Annotated in this window: 17 protein-coding genes; 6 read left to right on the top strand and 11 right to left on the bottom strand. The window is 66.4% G+C overall.

From position 1 onward, the window contains the following. Positions 1 to 279 precede the first annotated feature (279 nt). Positions 280 to 3,084 (top strand): ATP-binding protein, encoded by a 2,805-nt coding sequence (locus AC05QJ_RS14090; protein WP_476747432.1) that lies wholly within the window; start codon positions 280 to 282, stop codon positions 3,082 to 3,084. Here the strand turns inward: AC05QJ_RS14090 and AC05QJ_RS14085 are convergent. Beyond that, positions 3,060 to 4,466, bottom strand: coding sequence for an ATP-binding protein (locus AC05QJ_RS14085; RefSeq protein WP_476747431.1), 1,407 nt, complete (start codon positions 4,464 to 4,466; stop codon positions 3,060 to 3,062). The genes AC05QJ_RS14090 and AC05QJ_RS14085 overlap by 25 nt on opposite strands. Before the next feature lie 278 nt (positions 4,467 to 4,744). On the opposite strand from AC05QJ_RS14085, the gene AC05QJ_RS14080 reads away from it, so the two are divergent. From AC05QJ_RS14080 to AC05QJ_RS14070, 3 genes are read left to right on the top strand one after another with little or no spacing between them, the layout of a single operon-like run. Continuing rightward, a complete protein-coding gene (locus tag AC05QJ_RS14080; RefSeq protein WP_476747430.1) occupies positions 4,745 to 6,103 on the top strand; it encodes a glutamine synthetase family protein in 1,359 nt (452 codons plus the stop codon). 48 nt (positions 6,104 to 6,151) lie between these two features. After that, on the top strand, positions 6,152 to 7,237 hold the full coding sequence (locus tag AC05QJ_RS14075; protein WP_476747429.1) for a polyamine ABC transporter substrate-binding protein: 1,086 nt from the start codon (positions 6,152 to 6,154) through the stop codon (positions 7,235 to 7,237). A gap of 14 nt (positions 7,238 to 7,251) precedes the next feature. Continuing rightward, the gene (locus AC05QJ_RS14070; RefSeq protein WP_476747428.1) at positions 7,252 to 8,547 is read left to right on the top strand and encodes an NAD(P)/FAD-dependent oxidoreductase; all 1,296 of its coding nucleotides are present in this window, start codon (positions 7,252 to 7,254) and stop codon (positions 8,545 to 8,547) included. 36 nt (positions 8,548 to 8,583) lie between these two features. Here AC05QJ_RS14070 and AC05QJ_RS14065 read toward each other — a convergent pair whose 3' ends face one another. Beyond that, on the bottom strand, positions 8,584 to 9,030 hold the full coding sequence (locus AC05QJ_RS14065) for a multidrug/biocide efflux PACE transporter (protein WP_476747427.1): 447 nt from the start codon (positions 9,028 to 9,030) through the stop codon (positions 8,584 to 8,586). A 363-nt stretch (positions 9,031 to 9,393) separates the two neighbouring features. Here AC05QJ_RS14065 and AC05QJ_RS14060 point away from each other — a divergent pair, with 363 nt between their 5' ends. After that, positions 9,394 to 10,260 (top strand): MFS transporter, encoded by an 867-nt coding sequence (locus AC05QJ_RS14060; RefSeq protein ID WP_476747426.1) that lies wholly within the window; start codon positions 9,394 to 9,396, stop codon positions 10,258 to 10,260. On the opposite strand, the gene AC05QJ_RS14055 is transcribed toward AC05QJ_RS14060, so the two are convergent. Next, complete coding sequence (locus AC05QJ_RS14055) at positions 10,261 to 11,043, bottom strand: SDR family NAD(P)-dependent oxidoreductase (protein WP_476747425.1); 783 nt, start codon at positions 11,041 to 11,043, stop codon at positions 10,261 to 10,263. Between the two features lie 268 nt (positions 11,044 to 11,311). On the opposite strand from AC05QJ_RS14055, the gene AC05QJ_RS14050 reads away from it, so the two are divergent. Beyond that, a complete protein-coding gene (locus tag AC05QJ_RS14050; protein WP_476747424.1) occupies positions 11,312 to 12,217 on the top strand; it encodes an NAD-dependent epimerase/dehydratase family protein in 906 nt (301 codons plus the stop codon). A 113-nt stretch (positions 12,218 to 12,330) separates the two neighbouring features. Here AC05QJ_RS14050 and AC05QJ_RS14045 read toward each other — a convergent pair whose 3' ends face one another. The 8 genes from AC05QJ_RS14045 to AC05QJ_RS14010 form a co-directional block, all read right to left on the bottom strand. Then, positions 12,331 to 13,506 (bottom strand): carbohydrate porin, encoded by a 1,176-nt coding sequence (locus AC05QJ_RS14045; protein ID WP_476747941.1) that lies wholly within the window; start codon positions 13,504 to 13,506, stop codon positions 12,331 to 12,333. A gap of 236 nt (positions 13,507 to 13,742) precedes the next feature. Beyond that, the gene (locus tag AC05QJ_RS14040; RefSeq protein ID WP_476747423.1) at positions 13,743 to 14,723 is read right to left on the bottom strand and encodes a transketolase family protein; all 981 of its coding nucleotides are present in this window, start codon (positions 14,721 to 14,723) and stop codon (positions 13,743 to 13,745) included. 2 nt (positions 14,724 to 14,725) lie between these two features. Beyond that, positions 14,726 to 15,604 carry a transketolase gene (locus AC05QJ_RS14035; protein WP_476747422.1) on the bottom strand — a complete coding sequence of 293 codons (879 nt, stop codon included), beginning with the start codon at positions 15,602 to 15,604 and terminating at the stop codon, positions 14,726 to 14,728. A gap of 38 nt (positions 15,605 to 15,642) precedes the next feature. Next, on the bottom strand, positions 15,643 to 16,761 hold the full coding sequence (locus AC05QJ_RS14030) for an LLM class flavin-dependent oxidoreductase (protein ID WP_476747421.1): 1,119 nt from the start codon (positions 16,759 to 16,761) through the stop codon (positions 15,643 to 15,645). A gap of 80 nt (positions 16,762 to 16,841) precedes the next feature. Then, positions 16,842 to 17,639: an SDR family NAD(P)-dependent oxidoreductase gene (locus AC05QJ_RS14025; RefSeq protein ID WP_476747420.1), complete on the bottom strand. Its 798-nt coding sequence runs from the start codon at positions 17,637 to 17,639 to the stop codon at positions 16,842 to 16,844. 10 nt (positions 17,640 to 17,649) lie between these two features. Then, positions 17,650 to 19,146 carry a sugar ABC transporter ATP-binding protein gene (locus AC05QJ_RS14020; protein ID WP_476747419.1) on the bottom strand — a complete coding sequence of 499 codons (1,497 nt, stop codon included), beginning with the start codon at positions 19,144 to 19,146 and terminating at the stop codon, positions 17,650 to 17,652. Between the two features lie 10 nt (positions 19,147 to 19,156). Continuing rightward, positions 19,157 to 20,092, bottom strand: a complete 936-nt coding sequence (locus tag AC05QJ_RS14015; RefSeq protein WP_476747418.1) for a substrate-binding domain-containing protein — start codon at positions 20,090 to 20,092, stop codon at positions 19,157 to 19,159. Positions 20,093 to 20,140: 48 nt separating this feature from the next. Further along, the gene (locus AC05QJ_RS14010; RefSeq protein WP_476747417.1) at positions 20,141 to 21,124 is read right to left on the bottom strand and encodes an ABC transporter permease; all 984 of its coding nucleotides are present in this window, start codon (positions 21,122 to 21,124) and stop codon (positions 20,141 to 20,143) included. Between the last annotated feature and the right edge of the window lie 6 nt (positions 21,125 to 21,130).

The following is a 21,130-nucleotide window of genomic DNA, read 5'->3' as shown; positions in this document are numbered from 1 at the left end:
ATCAGTCATGCCACGCTCCCGGTCGGTGAGTGATCCACAGGATTCTTCGGCGTAGCGCCGTGCTTGTAGAGTTAAACGTTGTTAATTATCTCCCTGGGCCGCGTGGGGTTTTGCCCGCGTTCCCCTGCGCAGCCGTACAAGCGTAGACGGGGAATGCCCGGCAACCGGACAGCCCGTCATTGCGTTGCCGGCCGAACCTGCCCACCATGCTGCAAAGCCACGGAGCAGAGCGCTCCAGAAGGCCCTTGCCAATAGTCGGATCAGTGTCAGGAGCAGTGTGTGAACCCAAACAGCGAACAGGCCGTGCAGTTCGGTCCCTACCGGGTGTTTCCCGGCCAGCGCCTGATCGCCGAGAACGACCGGCCGCTGCGCCTCGGCCGGCGTGCCATGGATATCCTGCTCGCACTACTGGCAAAGCCCGGCGAGGTGGTCAGCAAGCAGCACCTGATGGCGCGGGTCTGGCCCGATACCGTGGTCGAGGAAATCAGCCTGCGGGTGCATATCGCCGCCCTGCGCAAGGCCCTGGGCGATGGCCAGGGCGGGCAGCGCTACATCGTCACGGTGGCCCAGCGCGGCTACAGCTTCGTCGCGCCGCTGATCGCCCAGGCGGAGCCTGCGCCCGCGCCGGCCAGCAGTGACCGGCGGCACAACCTGCCGCTGCGCCGCACCCGCCTGATCGGCCGGCAGATGCTGGTCAACCAGGTGCTCGGCCAACTGGCCCGCCAGCGCCTGCTCACTCTTTCCGGCCCCGGAGGCATCGGCAAGACCACCGTGGCACTGCGTATTGCCGAACAGTTGCTCGGCCACTATCCCGATGGTGTTCACCTGCTCGATCTCGGCCCGTTGCACAGCCCCTCGATGATCATCAGCAACCTGGCCGGCGTGCTCGACGTTGCCCTGCCCGACCAGGCGCCGCTGGATGCCCTCTGCGCGCACCTGCGCGAGCGCCACCTGCTGCTGGTGATCGATAACGCCGAGCACCTGGTCGATTCGGTGGCCAGCCTCTGCGAGCACCTGCTGCGCAGTGCGCCGCAGTTGCAGATCCTGGTCACCAGCCGCGAAAGCCTGCGCGCCGAGGGCGAGTACCTGCAACGGCTGGACGCACTGGAGTGCCCGCCTGCCGACGGCCCATGCGATCCTGCCGAGGCGCTGCGCTACGGCGCGGTACAGCTGTTCGTCGAGCGCGCCATCGCCCGCCATGAAAGCTTCGACCTGACGGCGGACAACCTGGCGGCGGTCTGCGCCCTCTGCCGCCATCTGGACGGTATCCCGCTGGCCCTGGAACTGGCAGCGGCGCAACTGGGCAGCCTGGGGGTCGAGGGCCTGCTGGCCGACCTGCGCAAGCACCTGGTCCCGGTGCCGGCCGAAGACAATCGCCAGCACCTGCTTGGCGCCACCCTCGAATGGAGCTTCCAGTTGCTGGACGACCGCGAGCGCACCTGCCTGCGCCGCCTCAGCGTCCTGCGCGGCAGCTTCACCCTGGCCTCGGCGCTGGCACTGGTGACCGACGAGCGCCTGGACCGTGAGGCGGTACTGGACGCAGTGAGCCAGCTGGTGACCAAGTCACTGCTCAATGTCGATGTCGGCGACGAAGAAGTGTTTTACCGCATGCTCGACACCACCCGCAGCTACGCCATGGCCAAGCTGCAGCGGGCCGGCGAGTTGCCCGCCGCCCTCAAGCGCCATGCCGAGCGCTACCTGGCGATCATGCAACAGGCCGAGCGCGAGTGGCCCGGCACCCGGGCCGAGCCGTGGCTGGAGCGTTACTCGCGGGCCCTGGACGACCTGCGGGCGGCCCTGGAATGGAGCTTCGCCCGCAGCGACGCCGGCCTGCTCGGCCCGCGCCTGACCGCCGCCTCGGCGCCCCTGTGGCAGGAGCTGTCGCTGCTCTCGGAACACGGTCGCTATATCCGCAAGGCGCTGCGCCTGCTGGACAACGAAGCCCACCCCGGCGGGCAACTGCACATCAACCTGAAGCTGGCCATGGGCACCTTCAGCTACCACGGCGATGGCGGCAGCCCGCAGACCCTCGAAGCCTTCGCCAGTGCCAGGGAACTGGCCGAGCGCCATGGCGACCTTTCCGGCCAGTTGCGCGCCATTTCCGGACACATGGCGGTCAACCTCAGCCGTGGCGAATACCACGAGGCGCTGCAACTGAGCCGCGATTTCGACCAGCGCGGCATCAGCCACGATCCGCAACTGGCCCTCAGCGCCCAGCGCCTGCGCGGTCTTGGCCTGCACTTCTGCGGTGACCAGGGCGCTGCCCGCCGCGAAGCCGAAGATGCCCTGCAACGCATGGCCCACAGCGGTCGTCTCAACCGCTTCACCCATGGCTTCGGCGTGCAGTACGACCAGAGCGTCGCCGCCCTCACCCTGCACGCCCGCATCCTCTGGCTGCAGGGCCTGCCGGACCAGGCGGCGTGCACCGCCGACCAGGCGCTGGAACTGGCCCGGCAGATCAACCACGGCACCACGCTGTGCTACACCCTGGCCCTGAGTGGCTGCCTGATACCCTGGTACAACGGCGAACCGGAGCAGGTGCGCGAGCGCATCGCGGCGTTGCGCGAAGCCGCGGCGCGGCACTCCTGCGGGTTGTTCCAGCGATGGGCAGACGCCTACGCCCAGGCCTTGCGCAACGCGGCGGCAGCACCTGTGGGCGGGCTGATCGACGACCTGCTGGCCACGCTGGTGCCGGGCCGGGTCGATGCCACGCTGCTGGCCCGCGCGCAGGACGGCAGCGCCGGCTGGGCCAGCGCGGCCCTGCTCTGTGCCCGTGCCGAACACCTGCTGGCCGAACCGCAGACAACACAGCGCCAGGACGCCGAAACCCTGCTGCTCAAGGCCATCGGTATCGCCCGGCGCCAGCAGGCGCTGGCCTGGGAACTGCGCGCTGCCACGGCACTGGCCGGGCTGTGGCTGGATCAGAGCCGGCCCGGGCCGGCACGGCAACTGCTGGAGCCGGTGCTGGCCCGCTTCAGCGAGGGTTTCGACACCGTCCCCTTGCAGCGGGCACGCCAGCTACTGGAGCGGCTGCCGGCGCGCCGCAGTGCCGGCAATCGCTACGATGAAAGCAGCCGAGCCTGAGTCGGGTCGGCCTGCTGCTCCACATACCAGCGCGTACTGTTCAGTACCCGGTAACGCTGTGACCCGTATTGCAGGCTGAGCAGCGACGTGGCCGCCAGCCGCTCCACGGCCCTCACCGCCTGCAGGGGGCCGATTCCGATGCCGGCGACATGGGCCACCGCCTGTTCCAGGTCGAAGGCCCGACTGAGGGACGCCAGCCGCCGCAGCACCTGCTGCTCGATCGCCGGCAGGCGCTGGAAACTCCAGTCCAGTGCCGCTTTCAACGACTGGTGACGGGCCTGGGCGGTACGCCGGCCGCGGTTGAGCACCTGCAGCCCCTCACTCAGTTGCGCCCGCAGGCCGACCAGGGCGAATACATCGATCTGCGCCGCCGCCAGTTCCAGCGCCAGCGGCAGACCGTCCAGTTGCCGGCAGATTTCCCACACGGCCCTGAGGTCCTGCGGCCGCAGGCAGAAATCCGCCTGCCGCGCCTGGGCATAACTGACGAACAGACGTACCGCCGCATAGCTCATGAACTGCTCGACACTGTGGGCATCGCTGCTCGGTGGCACCGCCAGTGGCAGCACCGGCAGCAGGGTTTCGCCGCGAATGCGCAGCGGCTCGCGGCTGACCGCCAGGAGCGTCACCCCCGGGGCCAGCGCCAGCAGCGCTTCGGCCAGACGCCGGCTGCCCTGCAGCAGCGCTTCGCAGTGATCCAGCACCAGCAGCGCGCGGCGCTCCAGCAGATGCCCCGGCAGGCCCGCCAGCGGACAGTCCTCGCGCGGTGCCAGGCCCTGGGCGCGCAGCAGGTCGACGGCCGCTTCCCGCGGGCATCGCGCCTGGGCGAAGTCGATCAGCCACACGCCATCACGTCGGTACGGCTTCTGCGCTTCGGCGGCGCTCAGGGCCAGGGCGCTCTTGCCCACGCCCACCGGGCCGCCGAGGGTCACCAGCCGGCGCTGCGCCAGTAGCAACTGCAGCGCCGCCAGTTCTTCGTCACGGCCGATGAGGCGGCTCAAGCGGGTCGGCAGGTTATGCAGCGCCGCGGCCTCGAGCGGACCGTCGTACTCGACGGGCGCGACGAAGCTGTAGCCCTGCCCCGGCACATTGACGATGAACCGCTGGCCATCGCGTCCATCGCCCAGCACCCGGCGCAGCGCGGCGATGTGCACCCGCAGGTTGATGTCCTCGACCACGGTGTCGGGCCAGATGCGGGCGATCAGGGACTGCTTGTCTACCACTGAACCTGCCCGCTCCAGCAGCACCTGGAGAATATCCAGGGCCCGGCCGCCAATGCGCAGCGGCTGGCCGTCGGCGAGGATCAGCCGCTGCCCCGCATGCACGGCATAGCGGCCAAACCGCACGACCTCGTCTTGACTGGAAACCCTGGCGAGCGCGCCCAAACCCTTCACCTCCTGCCGAAATGGTTTTCGCGCTTAATAGTGGCAGGCCAGCCGTTGGCGACAACCGCGAGAGGGGGCGCCAGGCAGCCAAGAGGGTGTGTGATACGGACAAGCGCAGGGACGCACGTTCCAGTATGAAACCGGACGCGCTCCCCCCATTCCTGCGGAAAGTGGATAGAACACCCTCCGGCTTCTGACCAACACTAACCCCGACGGCACCGGCCATCGGCCCGGTCGCCGGCCTTCGAGTGCCTCCCAACTACCCGCTAGAGGTTTGCATGAACACCCCCGCGCATCAGCTGGCCACCTGGCTGAAGCAACACCAGATCACCGAAGTCGAATGCATTGTCAGTGACCTCACCGGCATTGCCCGCGGCAAGATTTCCCCCACCAACAAGTTCCTCGGCGAAGGCGGCATGCGCCTGCCGGAAAGCGTGTTGCTGCAGACCGTGACCGGCGATTTCGTCGAGGACGATGTCTATTACGACCTGCTGGACGAGGCTGATATCGACATGGTTTGCCGCCCCGATGCGGACGCGGTGTTCCTGGTGCCCTGGGCCATCGAGCCCACCGCGATGGTGATCCATGACACCTGCGACAAGCAGGGCAACCCGGTGGAACTGTCGCCACGCAACGTGCTCAAGCGCGTGCTCAAGCTGTACCAGGACAAGGGCTGGACACCGATCGTCGCACCGGAAATGGAGTTCTACCTGACCAAGCGCAGCAGCGACCCGGACTTCCCGCTGGAAGCACCGATCGGCCGCTCCGGGCGCCCGGAAAGCGGCCGCCAGAGCTTCTCCATCGACGCCACCAACGAATTCGACCCGCTGTTCGAGGACGTCTACGACTGGTGCGAAGCCCAGGGCCTGGACCTCGACACGCTGATCCACGAAGACGGCCCGGCGCAGATGGAGATCAACTTCCGCCACGGCGACGCGTTGTCGCTGGCCGACCAGATCACCGTGTTCAAGCGCACCATGCGCGAGGCGGCGCTCAAGCACAATGTGGCGGCGACCTTCATGGCCAAGCCGATCACCGACGAGCCGGGCAGCGCCATGCACATCCACCAGAGCGTGGTGGACAGCGGCAGCGGCCGCAATATCTTCGTCAACGACGACGGCTCGATGAGTACGCTGTTCCTCCACTACATCGGCGGCCTGCAGAAATACATTCCCAAAGTCCTGCCGATGTTCGCGCCCAACGTCAACTCGTTCCGCCGCTTCCTGCCCGACACGTCGGCACCGGTGAACGTCGAGTGGGGCGAAGAAAACCGCACCGCCGGCCTGCGTGTTCCGCCCTCCTCGCCGGATGCCATGCGCGTGGAAAACCGCCTGCCGGGGGCCGACGCCAACCCTTACCTGGCGATCGCCGCCAGCCTGCTGTGCGGTTACCTGGGCATGGTCGAAAGCATCGAGCCAAGCGCGCCGGTGCAGGGGCGCGCCTACGAGCGGCGCAACCTGCGCCTGCCGATCACCATTGAGGATGCCCTGGCGGCCATGGAAGAGTGCCAGGTGCTGGAACAGTACCTGGGCCGCAAGTTCGTTCGCGGCTATGTCGCGGTCAAGCGCACCGAGCACGAGAACTTCAAGCGCGTGATCAGCTCCTGGGAACGGGAGTTCCTGCTGCTCAGCGTGTAGCCGCCCGACGCCGATTCGAAAAAAACAACAGGATGGACAGGAGCCGATATGAACGTGCTGAAACGCCTTGCCCCCTTCGCTTTGCTGGCGATGCCCTTGCTGGCCGCCGCGCAGCCGAGCGTCAGTATCTACAACTGGACCGACTACATCGCCCCGGACACCCTGACCGCGTTCCAGGCCGCCACCGGAATCAAGCCGGTGTACGACGTGTTCGACTCCAACGAGACCCTGGAAGGCAAGCTGCTGGCGGGCAAGACCGGCTATGACGTGGTGGTGCCCTCCAACCACTTCCTGACCCGTCAGGTGGATGCAGGGGTGTTCCTGGAACTGGACCGCAGCAAGCTGCCCAACTGGAAGCACATGGACCCGGCGCTGCTCAGCCTGCTGGAGCGCAACGATCCCGGCAACCGCCATTCGGTGCCGTACCTGTGGGGCACCAACGGCATCGGCTACAACGTCGAGAAGGTCAGGCAGGTGCTGGGCATCGATCATATCGACTCCTGGTCCGTCCTCTACGAACCCGAGAACCTGAAAAAGCTGCAGCAATGCGGTGTGGCCTTCATGGACTCGGCCGACGAGCTGATTCCGTCGATCCTCAACTACCTGGGCCTGGACCCCAACAGCACGAATCCCGCCGACTACGCCAAGGCCGAGAAACGCCTGCTGGAACTGCGGCCCTACGTCACCTACTTCCATTCCTCCAAGTACATCTCGGACCTGGCCAACGGCAACATCTGCGTGGCCTTCGGCTTCTCCGGCGACGTGCTCCAGGCCGCGAACCGGGCCAGGGAAGCGAACAACGGCATCCAGATCGCCTACAGCATTCCCAGGGAAGGCAGCAACCTGTGGTTCGACCTGATCGCCATTCCCGCCGACGCGAAAAACCCTGAGCAGGCCCACGCCTTCATCAACTACCTGCTCGACCCGCAGGTGATTGCCAAGGTCAGCGACTACGTGGGTTATCCCAACGCCAACACCGACGCCAAAGCCTTCATCGATCCCGAGACCCTGAACAACCCCGAGGTCTACCCGCCGCAGGCGGTGCTCGACAAGCTGTACATCTCCAACGCGCCATCGCCGAAGATCATGCGGCTGATGACCCGCAGCTGGAGCAAGGTCAAGTTCAACCAATGAGTCGGGAAAGACTGATGAATCGTACCGGCGAACACACCGCGTCGTACTACGCCGCCACGGCGCGCGACCGTCACACCTACCCGGCCCTGGAGGGCGAGGTCCGCGCCGACGTCTGCGTCATCGGTGGCGGCCTCACCGGGGTCAATACCGCACTGGAACTGGCGCTGCGCGGCCACTCGGTGGTGCTGCTGGAAGGCCGGCGCATCGGTTGGGGCGCCAGCGGGCGCAATGGCGGACAGTTGATCCGCGGCATCGGCCACGATGTCAGCGGTTTCGCCCGATACGTCGGCGAAGACGGCGTGCGCTATCTGCAACGGGCCGGGGAAGACTCGGTGACGCTGGTGGCCGAGCGCATCGCCGAGTTCGCCATCGACTGCGACCTGCGCTGGGGTTTCTGCGAACTGGCCAACACCCCGGCGCAGTTCGTTGCCATGGCCGCCGAGCAGGAGGCCTTGCGCGCCTCGGGCTATGCCCACCCCACCGAGCTGGTGGGGCCGGAGCGGATGAACGAGGTGGTGGCCAGTGATCGCTACGCTGGCGGCCTGATCGACATGGGCTCCGGGCATCTGCACCCGCTGGACCTGGTCACCGGCGAAGCCCGGGCAGCCAGCCGGCTCGGGGTGCAGGTGTTCGAGCAAAGCCCGGTGCTGCGCATCGAGCATGGCCACCAGGTCACGGTGCATTGCGCCCGTGGCCGGGTGCGGGCCGACAGCCTGGTGCTGGGTTGCAATGCCCATCTGGACGAACTGGAACCGAAGCTCAGCGGCAAGGTGCTGCCAGCGGGCAGCTACGTGATCGTCACCGAACCGCTTGGCGAAGCGCTGGCGGCCGAACTGATCCCGCGCAACCTGGCGCTGTGCGACCAGAAAGTCGGGCTGGACTACTACCGCCTCACGGCCGACCGGCGCCTGCTGTTCGGCGGTGCCTGTCACTACTCCGGGGTCGATCCCAGGGACATCGGCGCCTACATGCGGCCGAAGATGCTCAAGGTATTCCCGCAACTGGCCGGGGTGCGCATCGACTACGACTGGGGCGGCATGATCGGCATCACCGCCAACCGTTTCCCGCAGGTCGGCCGGCTGGCGCAGCACCCGAATGTGTATTTCGCCCAGGGTTATTCGGGGCACGGACTCAACGTCACGCACTGGACGGCGAAACTGCTGGCGGAGGGCATCTCGCTGGGGCACAGCACCGGGCTGGACGTCTTCAGCGCAGTGCCGCACCTGACCTTCCCCGGCGGCAAGCGCTTGAGGTCGCCGCTGCTGGCGGCCGGCATGCTGTGGTATCGGCTCAAGGAGGCGCTGGGCTAGGTGCAGCCTCGCTGGCCGCCGCTCACACCGGGCGGCTCAGCAGCGCACGGCAGCGGCGCTGCGCCGTGCGAAACGGCGTTCGCGCAGTTTGTCGAAGCCCAGGTTGTAGAGGTAGGTGTACGGCAGCAGGAACACCAGCAGTCCGATCTCCATCAGGAAGGCCTCCACCAGGCTGATGGACAGCCACCAGGCGGCCAGCGGCACGACCACCAGGATCAGCCCGCCCTCGAAACCCAGGGCGTGGGCGATGCGCACCAGCGGCGTTCGGCTGAAGCCGACGCGGCTCTGCAGGCGATCGAACAGCACGTTGTACAGCATGTTCCACAGCGTCGCCGTCACCGAGATCGCCAGGGTCAGTAAACCTGCCGCCAGCAATGGCTTGTCCATCAGCAACGCAATGGTCGGTGCGCACAGCAGCAGTGCCAGGCATTCGAAGCCCAGGGCGTGGACAATACGTTCCATCAAGGTTTTTTCGGGGGTCATGATCCAGCTCCAATCGCTTTGACCCGGCCAGCTTATGACCTACATTTCTGAACCTCAACAGCCAATATTCTAAGCAGTGGTTGCATATATGAAACGACCTGAATGAAACGACACACAACCGCGGCGGCAAATCCGTTTGTGCCGAGCAATGCCCCTCAGTGACTTCACAGCACAAATGATGTGCCGCCCTTCCGGATACCCGACCCGCCACGCTTGCCGCAGAGTAGGCGCACTACCGCAGCGCCCGAGCACTGCGCCGGGGCCATAAAGACAACCTCCAGCCCCTCATTCCCAACGCCCCACAAGAACCAGAACTCCGGCGACGGCCCGCAACACCCCTTGCCACGAATCCGGAGAACCCCTATGCGCAACACCTCTCGCCCAGGCCTGCATCCCGGCATCCTGACCCTCGCCGTCACGGCCTTCGCCATCGGCGTGGCGGAGTTCATCATCGTCGGCATCCTGCCGTCGATCTCGTCGGCGTTCGGCATTTCCCTGGCCAGTGCCGGCAGCCTCGTCGGGCTGTATGCCCTGGCGCTGGCGATCGGCACGCCGCTCATCGTCATCGGCCTTGGCCGCTTCCCGCGCAAAGCCGTACTGCTGGGACTGATCGCGGTGTTCCTGGCCGGCAACCTGATTTCCGCGCTGGCGCCGAACTACCCGCTATTGCTGCTCGGACGAGTCATCACGGCCCTGGCCCACGGCAGTTTCTTCGCCATCGGCGCCACGGTGGCCGCCAACCTCGCCCGGGAAGGCCAGGCCAGCAAGGCCATCGCGGTGATGTTCGCCGGCCTGACCCTGGCGATGGTGATCGGTGTGCCGCTGGGCAGCTACCTGGGCAATACCCTGGGTTGGCGCCTGCCGTTCTACGCCGTGTCGCTGCTGGCCTTGCTGGCACTGCTGGCCACCGCCCTGCCCTACCAGTCGCTGATGGTGCTGACCGTGTTCGTCTGGGGCATCGTCGCCTTCGGCATGACCCCGGCCTTCCAGACCGGCATGCTCGCCACCGCCCGCCTGCACACGCCGCGGGCCGTGGACTTCGCGTCGGGCCTGAACATTTCCGCGTTCAACCTTGGCATCACCCTCGGCGAGCGCGCCGGCAGCCTTCTGGTGGAGAGCGGGCAACTGGCACTGACGCCCTGGGCCGGCGTGGCCGCAGCGCTGCTGGTGCACCTGCCGCTGGCCTGGCTGTTGTGGCGCGGCCGCCGAATGAGCCCGCAGGCTTGCTGATCAGAGGATGCTGCGAATGGTCCCGCCCTCGACACGCATCGCCATGCCGTTGAGGGCGGGCGAAGCGGCCAGGTGCAACACGCTGCGGGCGACTTCCTCCGGTTCGATCATGCGCCGGATCAGCGAGGTAGGTTCGGTCTGGTCGAAGTAGTCGGTCACCACCTGCTGCGGGCTGATGCCCTTTTCCTCGGCAATTTGCGCGTGATAGCGCTTGACCGCGTCGGTGCTGGTGGGGCCTGGGAGGATGCTGTTGACCCGCACCGCCGTTCCCTTGGTCAGCTCCGCCAGGGCGCGTGATACACCCAGCAGGCAGGATTTCATCGCGCCGTAATGAACCATCCACGGCTGCGGCTTGACCCCCGACTCGCTGCTGATGAACACGATCGAGCCCTCGCCTGCCGCCAGCATGTCGGCCATCAGCAGGCGACTCATGCGTACCGCAGTCATGACGTTGACGTCGAAATAGCGAAACCACTGCTCATCGTCGGTCTCGAAGAAATCCCGCACTTCGAAGATGCCCACGCAGTTGATCAGGTAGTCGACCCGACCCTTGTCACGGGCGAAGTCGGCCAGACGCTCGGCGACGCCAGGGCGGGTCAGGTCGCCGGCCATACCGGTGCAACGCGGGCCAAGTGCCTGGCAGGCGTCCTCGACCATCTCGTCGGTCAGGCCGCTGACCACCACCCGTGCACCTTCGTCGAGAAAGCACTGGGCAATGGCCCTGCCGATACCGGTAGCTCCGCCGGTGATCAGGACGTTCTTGCCGGTCAGTTGGTAATCCATGGTGCTGCGCCTCTTGTCGTTGTTATCGGCGCGAATCTATTACGGATCGACATGCCGGGCGTATTCACTTACCGCGTAAACAGAATTCAGGAAAAACCGCTAGCGTGGTGTTTTGCAAATACGAGCCATAAATTCGGGAAACACCACACCAGGACTTGAGCTCACAACTGTTGTGCCCGGGCAATGGCTGGTGGCGACAGGCGCGGATTCCTAACCTGAGGCAGCGCTCAACGCAGTGCTTTCAACTCACAAACAACAAAGGTTTCCCATGAAAGTCTTCATTACCGGCGCCTCCGGCTATATCGGCGGCTCCGTGGCCAAGTACCTGGCGGATGCCGGGCACGAGGTCACCGGCCTGATTCGCGACCCTGCCAAACGTGACGCCCTGCAGGCGCTGGGCATCCGCCCGGTGCTCGGCACTCTGGACGACGCCTTCATCCTCAGTCGCGAAGCCCAGGCAGCCGACGCCGTGGTGCACACCGCCGACTCCGACCACCTGGCCAGCGTCGAGACCTTCATCAAGGCCCTGCGCGGCAGCGGCAAGGCGTTCATCCATACCTCCGGCTCCAGTGTGGTTGGCGATGATGCCCGTGGTGCTTATGAGCGCGAAGCGGTCTTCACCGACGAGACGCCGTTCGAACCCATGGACATCCGCCGCGACCGGGTGGCGATCAACCAGAAGGTGCGCCGTGCCGGCGTGGAAGACGGCATCCGTGCCGTGGTGTTCTGCCCGACCATGATCTACGGCGACGCCCTCGGCCTGGACACCGCCAGCGACCAGTTGCCGAAGCTGTTGGCCAAGTCGCGACAATTCGGTGCCGGGGCATACCTGGGCGCCGGTGTGCATCGCTGGTCCAACGTGCATATCGAAGACCTTGCCGAGCTGTATCGCCTGGCGTTGGAAAAGGCGCCGTCGGCGTCGCTGTTCTTCGCCGAGAATGGCGAGGCCTCGTTCATCGAGATCGCCACCTCCATCAGTCATGCGTTGGGCTTCGACGGCCGCATCGAAAGCTGGCCGGCGGACGAGGCGATTGCCGAACTGGGTGACTGGGCCCGCTTCGCCATTGGTTCCAACAGCCGGGTGCGGGCGGTGAATGCCCGGCAATTGCTGGGCTGGCAGCCACGGCGCGAGTCGATTCACCAGTGGCTGCGCAGCACTGAGGTGCGCTGGTAAGAAAAGCCGAGCCCCCTGCGGGAGCGAGCTGGCTCGCGAAGGCATCAGTGCATTCACCGACGCTTTCGCGAGCAAGCTCGCGCCCTAGACCACACTAGTGACGATTGGCTACCTCACTTCCACCAGTACTCCACCTGCACCCCGACATTGCCTCCGTGCAAGGCACTGCCAAAGGCCCCGCTGTCGGACAACGCCGAGCCCGCCGCCATCTGGCTGGCCGCCCGTTGCGCCGCCTCATTCCAGCGCGCCCAGGTGTAGTACAGGCGAATCTCCGGCCGCTGCCAGAATCCCGGGCCCTTGGGCGACCATGTAGGCGCCACGGTGAACTTGGTCAGGATGCGCGTGCCGTCCGCGGCATCGATCTGGTCACGGCCCAGTTCGGCGACGAGCTTGAACTGCTCGCTCAGGCCATACACCGGCCGCACGCCCACCGACAGCCAGTCCTGGTCGTCGCCGTCAGGGCGCCGGTCTTTCTGGTAGACCACCTGGAACTGCCCGCCGAAACGCGGCGTCACCTGCCAGTCGAAATACTCCACCAGCCGCCAGCTCTGATTGCCGCGGTCCAGGGTCGGGTCGCCGGTATAGCCCAGCGCCGTGCCTGGCCCGCGGCCATACTGCAGGGCGAAGGTATTGAGTCCGCCGAGAAAGCCTTTCTGCTTGTGCTGCGCCGCCACCGACCAGCCACTGTGGCTGTCGCGGCTGTCGGGCCGTTGCAGATAGCTCAGGCCCAGCTCGATCTCGCCGTCCGGATTGCTCCTGAACCCACCGATGTTGAAGTCATGGCGGTCGATGGACGGTTGCTGGAACAGGTTGTCCTTGCGCGAGAACACGTAGCTGTACTTGAGATCGCCGATAGCCACTTCATCGAAGCCGAAACCGGTAGCGCTCTGGTTCCAGTAGAAGTAGTCGGAGATATGAATGTCGTTGCGCCGGTAGTAGCGGCGTCCGGCCCAGAACGAGCCACCGTTGAGCGCCGGCATGTCGCGCCACCGGGCATACAGCTGGACCATCCGCGAGTAGCCGTGCTCGCCCTGGAACTGCAGGTCGTGGCCATAGGCGTTGAACAGTTGGGCCATGCCCACCACGCCGAGGGTCGAACCGTCGCCGGGCGAGACGAGGTCCTGGGCCAGTTGCAGTTCGGCAAGTTGTTCGCACTCGTTGCCTAGGCGGTATTTGGACGGTGCGCCGGGCAACTGGAAGCAGCGCTGGGTGCCGCCGCGGTCGGCACCGCCGAGGCCGCTGCGCAGGTAGCCGGTGAATTCCAGCGCGTCGGCTGCCGAGGGCAGCATCAGGCTGGTCAGGGCCACACCGGCGAGGGTGTTCAGGGAATTGCGCTTCATGGTCTTGCTCCGCTCATTGTTGTGATTGTTGTGCGGACGATCGGAAACAGCGGGCGACAGCCATCCCTGGCGAGCACGCGCGATCAGGCGCCCTCACCCGCCGCCAGATCGCGGCGCGAGTCGTTTGCTGTGTGAAGTACCGGGAAGAGAGTGCGGGGCCGGTGCGTGGCCGGCCCCGCCGAAGCTCAGTCGAGCAGCTCGCGCGCCACGCTTTCGATGCCCTCGGCATCCAGGCGGTAGTGGCGGTAGAGGTGGGTCGGTGGTGCGATCAGGCTGTATTCGTCGTAGATGCCGTGACGACGGACGCGGGTCCCGATACCGGCCTCGGCGATCACTTCGCAGACCGCGCCACCCAGACCGCCGAGGATGTTGTGCTCCTCGACGGTGAGGATCGCCCGGCTTTCCCGGGCCACGCGCAGCACCGCTTCGACATCCAGCGGCTTGACCGTGGTCATGTCCAGCACGCCCACCGAGCGCCCCTGGGCATTCAGGGCCCGGGCCGCCTGCAGCGCCGGATGCACGGTGGAGCCGGTGGCGATGATGGTCAGTGCCTCGCCTTCGAGCAGCGTGGTGGCCTTGCCGAACTCGAACACCGGCTCCTGCTCGTACACCACCGGATCGCGACCGCGCTGGATGCGGAAGTAGATCGGCTGCGGGTAGTTGGCCGAGGCCTTGATCGCGGCCTTCAACTGGTTGGCATCGGCCGGGGCGACGATGGTGATGTCGGCGATGGCGCGCATGATCGCCAGGTCTTCGGTGGCATGGTGCGAGGTGCCGTAGAAGCCCAGGGAAATCCCGGCGTGGTGGCCGATCAGGCGCACCGGCAGCGCCGAGTAGGCGACGTCCATGCGGATCTGCTCGCAGCACAGCAACGGCAGGAACGAGGCAAAGGTGGCGACGAAAGGCTTCATGCCCACCGCGGCCATGCCGGCAGCGCAGGACACCATGTTCTGCTCGGAGATGCCGAACTGGACGAAGCGCTCCGGGCAATGCTCGGCGAACTTGGCCAGGCCGTTGGAGTACTGCAGGTCGGCAGTGCCGGCGACCACCGGCTCGCCCTGCTCGACCAGGGCGAGCAAAGCGTCGGACAGCGCATCAAGACCGGGCGTCTGGGTATTGAGGGCACGGTATTGCCAGGAGTTGGCGGACAGGGGTGCAGTGTTCATGCTCAGATCACCTTGCTCTTGATTTCGTCGATGGCGCGCTGGGCGTCTTCCGGGTCGAGGTAACCCAGGTGCCAGCCTGGCTCGGTCTCCATGTAGGAGACGCCCTTGCCCTTGAGCGTCTGGGCGATGATGCACACCGGCCGCTCGCGGTTGCGTTCGGCCTTGATCCGCCGCAGCAGTGGGGTCAGTTCGGCGAGGTTGTGGCCGTCGACGTCGTAAACATCCCAGCCGAAAGCGCGCCACTTGTCGGCCAGCGGTTCGACACCGATCACATCATCGACGCTGCCGTCGAGCTGGAAGCCGTTGCGGTCGACGATCGCCACCAGGCTGCCGACCTTGTGGTGCGAGGCCGCCATCGCCGCCTCCCAGACCTGGCCTTCCTGCATTTCGCCGTCGCCGAGCATGACGAAGGTGGTGAAGTCCTGGCCGAGCATGCGCCCGGCCATGGCCATGCCCAGCCCGCCGGACAGCGCGTGGCCGATGGAGCCGGAGGAGAAGTCCACGCCCGGTACCTTGCGCATGTCGGGGTGATCGCCCAGCGGGTTGCCCAGCCGGGTGTAGCCGTCGAGGATCTCTCGGGGGAAGAAGCCCCACTCCACCAGCACCGGGAACAAACCGACGGCGGCGTGGCCCTTGCCCATCATGAAGCGGTCACGGCCGGGCCATTTCGGCTCGCCGTGGCGCAGCGACATGACGTCGTAGTACAGCGCGGCGAACAGCTCGGCCGCAGAGAACACCGAGGTGTAGTGCCCGACCTTGGCGATCTCGATGAGGCGAATGGTTTCCAGCCGGATGAACTGCGCCTTGTCTCGGAGCCGCGCCAGTTCGGCGGGCGTCAGGGCGTAGTCGTCGGCATGTGTTGAATCGACTGTCAGGGTCATTTTCCACCTGTGAATCAATGAACGTTGAAAGAGGCCGGTCAGGCACTCATGGCCAGCGCGGCGTCGAGACGCGGCTGCATGAAACGGCTCAGTTGCGGCATCACTTCGCGGGCGGTGAGTTCCATGGAGCGACGCCACAGGGCCTCGTTGTCCCACTCGTGGAAGGTGGTCATCAGGGTGCCGAACGGACCGGTCTGCTCGCTGAACGCGATCAGTTGCTGGACCACGCTGTCGGCATCGCCGTAGATCACCATCTCGCGGATGCAGTGATCGACGGTGACTTCGGCGTCGGTCATGTCCGGGCGGGTCTTGAAGATCTGCATGTAGTGGTTGCTGGCGAGGTTGTCGATCATGTACTCGAAGTAGCGCCGCAGGGTGCAGTTCGGGTCGGCCAGGTAGTCCTCGGCCTGGGCCCTGGAGTCGGCGACGAACACCGAACGCGCAACCCGCCAGTTGCGCGGATCGGCCTGGTGTCCGGCGGCCTCGGCGCCCTGGCAGTAGGCTTGCCAGTGGGAGGCGACGGTGGCGGTCGGGTTGAAGTTGGCCGACATCAGGTCCCAGTCGCGGCCGCCGGCCAGTTTCGCGGTGCCGGAGAACGGGCTCATGGCCGTGGTGGCAACCCGCGGGAACGGCTTCTGGAACGGCTTGGGCATGTAGCCGATTTCCAGCTCGTGGTTGACCGAGTTGACCAGCGACACATCGAAGAACTCCCCGGCGAACTGGTACGGCGCATCGCTGCCCCAGATGCGCTGGATCATCTCGTAGCACTCGACCATCATGCGCCCGCGGTCCTTGCCGTTGCTGCCGTAGACCTCGAAGTCCGAGGCCAGGCCGCCAGGGCCGATGCCCATCAGGAAGCGGCCGCGGCTCATGTGGTCGAACATCGCCGCATCCGCAGCGACGCGCGCCGGATGATGGTGCGGCAGGTTGAGCACGCCGGTGCACAGCTTGATGCGCCGGGTCAGCGGAATCAGCGCCGAGAGGAACTGCAGCGCGTTGGTGACCGGTTCGGTGCGCTGCGAGGTGTGCTCGCCGACCCAGACTTCGTCGTAGCCGACCTGGTCGGCGTGTACCACGCTGGCGATGTCCTGGTCGTACATCTCGTGATAGTCCCAGCCCTTGTGGTGCAGGGGCTGCATGAACATTGCGAGTTTCATGGTGTTTCTCCTTGCATGTGGCTATCAGGCGATAGCGGGCCACGGCACCCGTGCGGGCACCCTGGCAATGGGTCGCGGGATCAACTGCCGTAGAGCAGCCAGCCGCCGTCGACCGTGATGTCGGTTCCGGTGATGTAGGAAGCCAGGGGCGAGGCCAGGAACAGCGCCACGTTGGCGATCTCGAATGGCTCGCCGGGACGGCCCAGGGGAATGTTCTCCAGCACCCGGTTCTGCTGGTGCTGGCGGAACAGTTCCGGCTCCAGGTTGCCTGGCGTGGCCGTCAGCCCCGGCGAAATCGAGTTGACGCGGATGCCCTCGCGGGCAAGGTCCCGGGCCAGGCTGCGGGTCATGGCCAGGATCGCGCCCTTGCTGGTGTCGTAGGTCACGTGGTTGGCCATGGGCCGGTGGCCGCAGACCGACGACAGGTTGACGATGCTGCCGCCCCGCCCGTGACGAAGCATCTGCGCCCGGGCGTACTGGGCGCCGAAGAAGGCGGCACGGGTATTGATTGCCTGCATGCGGTCCCAGAACGCCTCGTCCACCGCCTCGACCGCCTTGAGCGGATAGATCCCGGCGTTGTTGACCCAGATCTCCAGGTCGCCCTGCCCGCCAGCTTCGGCCGCCAGATGCTCGACCTGCTCGCGGCGGGACACGTCAGTGGCGACGAAGCTCACCGCCAGGCCCTCGTCCAGCAGCGTCTCGGTGGCCTCCGGTGCCAGACTGCCGATAACCACCCGCGCGCCGGCCTGGGCCAGCCGGCGACTGATCGCCAGGCCGATGCCGGAGCTGCCGCCGGTGACCACCGCAACCTTGCCGTCAAGATCGAGCAACGCCGGAAAAGGCGTCTCGGCCAGGTGCCGGTATTCGATGGTTTGCATGAACACCCCCTCAGGCCGTCGCCAGCGCCATGATCGATTCCGGCGCCACCTGCTCGCCGTCGAGAATGCCCTGGCAGGCACCGCGGGCCATGACCATCACCCGGTGCGACAGACCGATCACCTCGTCCAGGTCGGAACTGACCACCACCACCGCCGCGCCCGTGGCGGCGAGGTCGGCGATCAACTGGTAGATGGCCGCGCGGGCGCCCATGTCGATGCCGCGGGTCGGCTCGTCGAGGATGATCACCCGTGGCTCGCGAGCGATCCATTTGGCGATCACTACCTTCTGCTGGTTGCCACCGGAGAGCTTGTCCAGCAACTTGCCGGGGTCGCCCTTGACCCCGAGTGTGGCGATCCGCTCACTGGCGAAGGCGTCGATGCGCCGCCGCGACAGCAGGCCACCCGCGCCGAGGCGGTCGAGGTTGCAGTAGGCCAGGTTCTCGGCGATGGAATGATCCAGCACCACTCCTTCGGCCTTGCGGTCCTCAGGCACCAGCACCACGCCAGCCTCGATCGAGGTGCGCACGCCGCCCAGGCGCAGCGGCTTGCCGTCGACCCGCACCTCGCCGGCAGCCACCGGGTCGACTCCGGCGATGGCGCGGATCACCTCGCTGCGGCCGGCGCCAACCATGCCGGCGATGCCGAACACTTCGCCAGCGCGTACCGAGAAGGAAATGTCGCGGAAGCGCCGGCCACGGCAACTCAACCCGCGCACCTGCAGCACCTCCTGTGCCCCCGGCGCGGCGATGGCCGGAAACAGCCGCTCGATGGAGCGCCCGACCATCTGTGCCACCAGGGTGTCCACAGGCACATCGGCACTGTCGTGCCGCGCCACCAGATGGCCGTCGCGCATCACCAGCACGCGGTCGGCGATGCGGGCGATTTCTTCCATGCGATGGCTGATGTAGATGAACGACACCCCTTCGCGCTTGAGCGCCTCGATCTGGCGGAACAGCAACTCGGTTTCCTCCACACCGAGGGCGGCGGTGGGTTCGTCGAGAATCAGCAGGCGCGATTCGAGGGTCAGTGCCTTGGCGATCTCCACCAGCTGCTGGGCGGCGATGCGCAGGTCACGCACCAGGGTGTCCGGAGAGATGTCCAGGCCCAGGCGCTCCAGTTGCACCCGTGCCTCGCGGCGCATGCGCTCGCGGTCCACCACGCCGCGACGGGTAGGCAGGTGGCCGAGGAAGATGTTCTCGGCCACCGTCAGTTCCGGCAGCAACTGGATCTCCTGATGGATCATGTTGACGCCCAGGGCGATGGCATCCTTCGGGCAGGTCGGCGCATAGGGCCGGCCATCGACCCACATGCTGCCGCGGGTCGGGCACAGCGAGCCGGCGATGATCGACGAAAGGGTCGATTTGCCGGCACCGTTTTCGCCCAGCAACGCCACCACTTCGCCGCGGCCGATCTCCAGCGTGATGCTCTCCAGCACGCTGACGGTGTTGAACGACATGCCCAGTTGCTCGGCGCGCAACAAGGGCGCACCGCTGTTGATCGGATTCATGGTCGGACTCCTAGGGGTGCCGGGCGATGAAGGCATCGACGTTGTCGCGGGTGGTGACGAAGGCCGGCAGCAACTGGTGCTTCTCCACCGGCTGGCCGGCCTTGAGCGCCAGCGCCGTGCGCAGTGCCGTACGCCCCATTTCCACGGCCTGCTGGGTGATGGTCATGTCCATCTTGCCGTCGCGCACGGCCTCCAGCGCCGCCGGCAGGCCGTCGTAGCCGAAAATCCACACCTTGTGCTCGACGTTGGCCACCCGCACAGCCTGGGCAGCCCCCAGGGCCGGCGCATCGGAACGGCCGACGAAGACGTTGATGCCGGGGTGTTTCTGCAGCATGTCCTGCGCCACCTTGAAGCCGTTGTCCTGCAGCCAGTCGGTGGGCTTGCGGTCAACGACCTGGATGCCCGGAGTCTTCGCCAGCTCGACGTCGAAGCCCTCGGCGCGGGTCAGTTCCGTGGTGTCGCCCAGGGTGCCCTGAAGCAGCCCGACCTGAGCCTGCGGACCGGTCAGGCGCACCACCTGGCGGGCCAGTTCGGCAGCAGCCACGGTGTTGTCAGTAGAGATGTAGGCATCGCACTCGACGTTCTTCGGGAAGTTGTCGACGCACACCACCGGCACGCCCTGCTGCTTCGCCAGGCGTACCGGCACGGCGGACGCAGCCGAGCCGGTGGCGGTGTACAGCAGCACATCGATGCCCTTGCTGAGCATGTCCTGGATCTGGCTGACCTGGCGCGCCGGGTCGGCCTGGGCATCGGCCACCAGCACCTGCTCGATGCCCTGGCTCTGCGCCTGCTCCATCACGCCGTCACGCACCATCAGGTAGAACACCCATTGCAGGCTGGGGATCGACATGCCGACCTTGAGTGGCTTGCTCTCGGCATGGGCCAAGGCCGGCAACAGCAGCAACAGGGCAAAAAACGCGCGCACGGGCGCAGGGAAAACGTTCATGGACGCCTCCTGGATTGTTGTGTTTGTAAGGGGCTTTGCTGGGGGGAATCAGGCGTTCTTGCGCTTCATCGCATCGAGCATCACGGCGGCGGCGATGACCGCGCCGATGATTACCTGCTGGACGAAGGGCGAAATGCCGGCGAGGTTCAGGCCATTGCGCAGCACACCGATGATCAGCACGCCGACCAGGGTGCCGGCGACGCTACCGACGCCGCCCTTGAGGCTGCCGCCACCGATCACCACAGCGGCGATCACATCCAGCTCGTAGCCGACCCCGGCGCCCGCGCCGGCGGTGTCCAGGCGCGACGTGAGGATCACGCCGCCAAGGGCCGCGGTGATGCCGCAGATCACGTAGACGATGGCGGTGTGGGTCTTGACCCGGATGCCGGACAGTTTGGCCACCTTGGCGCTGCCGCCGATGGCGTACAGGCTGCGCCCGGCCACGGAGAAGCGCATGACGAACCAGAACAGCAGCGCCAGCACCACGAAGCAGGCCACCGTCAGCGAGACGAACCCGGCGTAGCGGATGATCGACAGGTTGCCGAACCACTCGGGAAAGCCGCTGATCTGGGTGCCGTCGGTGACCATGTAGGCGACGCCACGGGCCATGGACATCATCGCCAGGGTGGCGATGAACGATGGCAGCCCGGCACGCACCACCAGGCCCGCGGTGATGCCGCCGCAGATGGCGCCGGTGAGCAGCGCGGCGGCGATTGCCAGGCCCATGGGCAGGCCGAGCACCCGCTCGGCCCAGCTCATGACCATGATCGACACCGCCAGCACCGCGCCGACCGAGAGGTCGATGCCGCCGATCAGAATCACCAGGGTCATGCCCAGGGCCATGATGCCGAGCACCGTCACCTGGTCGAGGATGTTGAGGAGGTTGCCGAGGGTCAGGAAGGCGTCGGTGGCAAGGCTGAGCACCAGACACAACAGCAGCAGGCCGAGCAGCGGCCCGGTGATGCCGGACGCCTGCGCGGAGAGCTTGAGGGAGGGCAGCAGCACGCGCGCCCTGGAACTGAAGCCATACATGGGAAC

The sequence above is a fragment of the Pseudomonas sp. TUM25319 genome (assembly GCF_056388475.1).
This window is presented reverse-complemented; position numbering and strand designations above follow the sequence as displayed.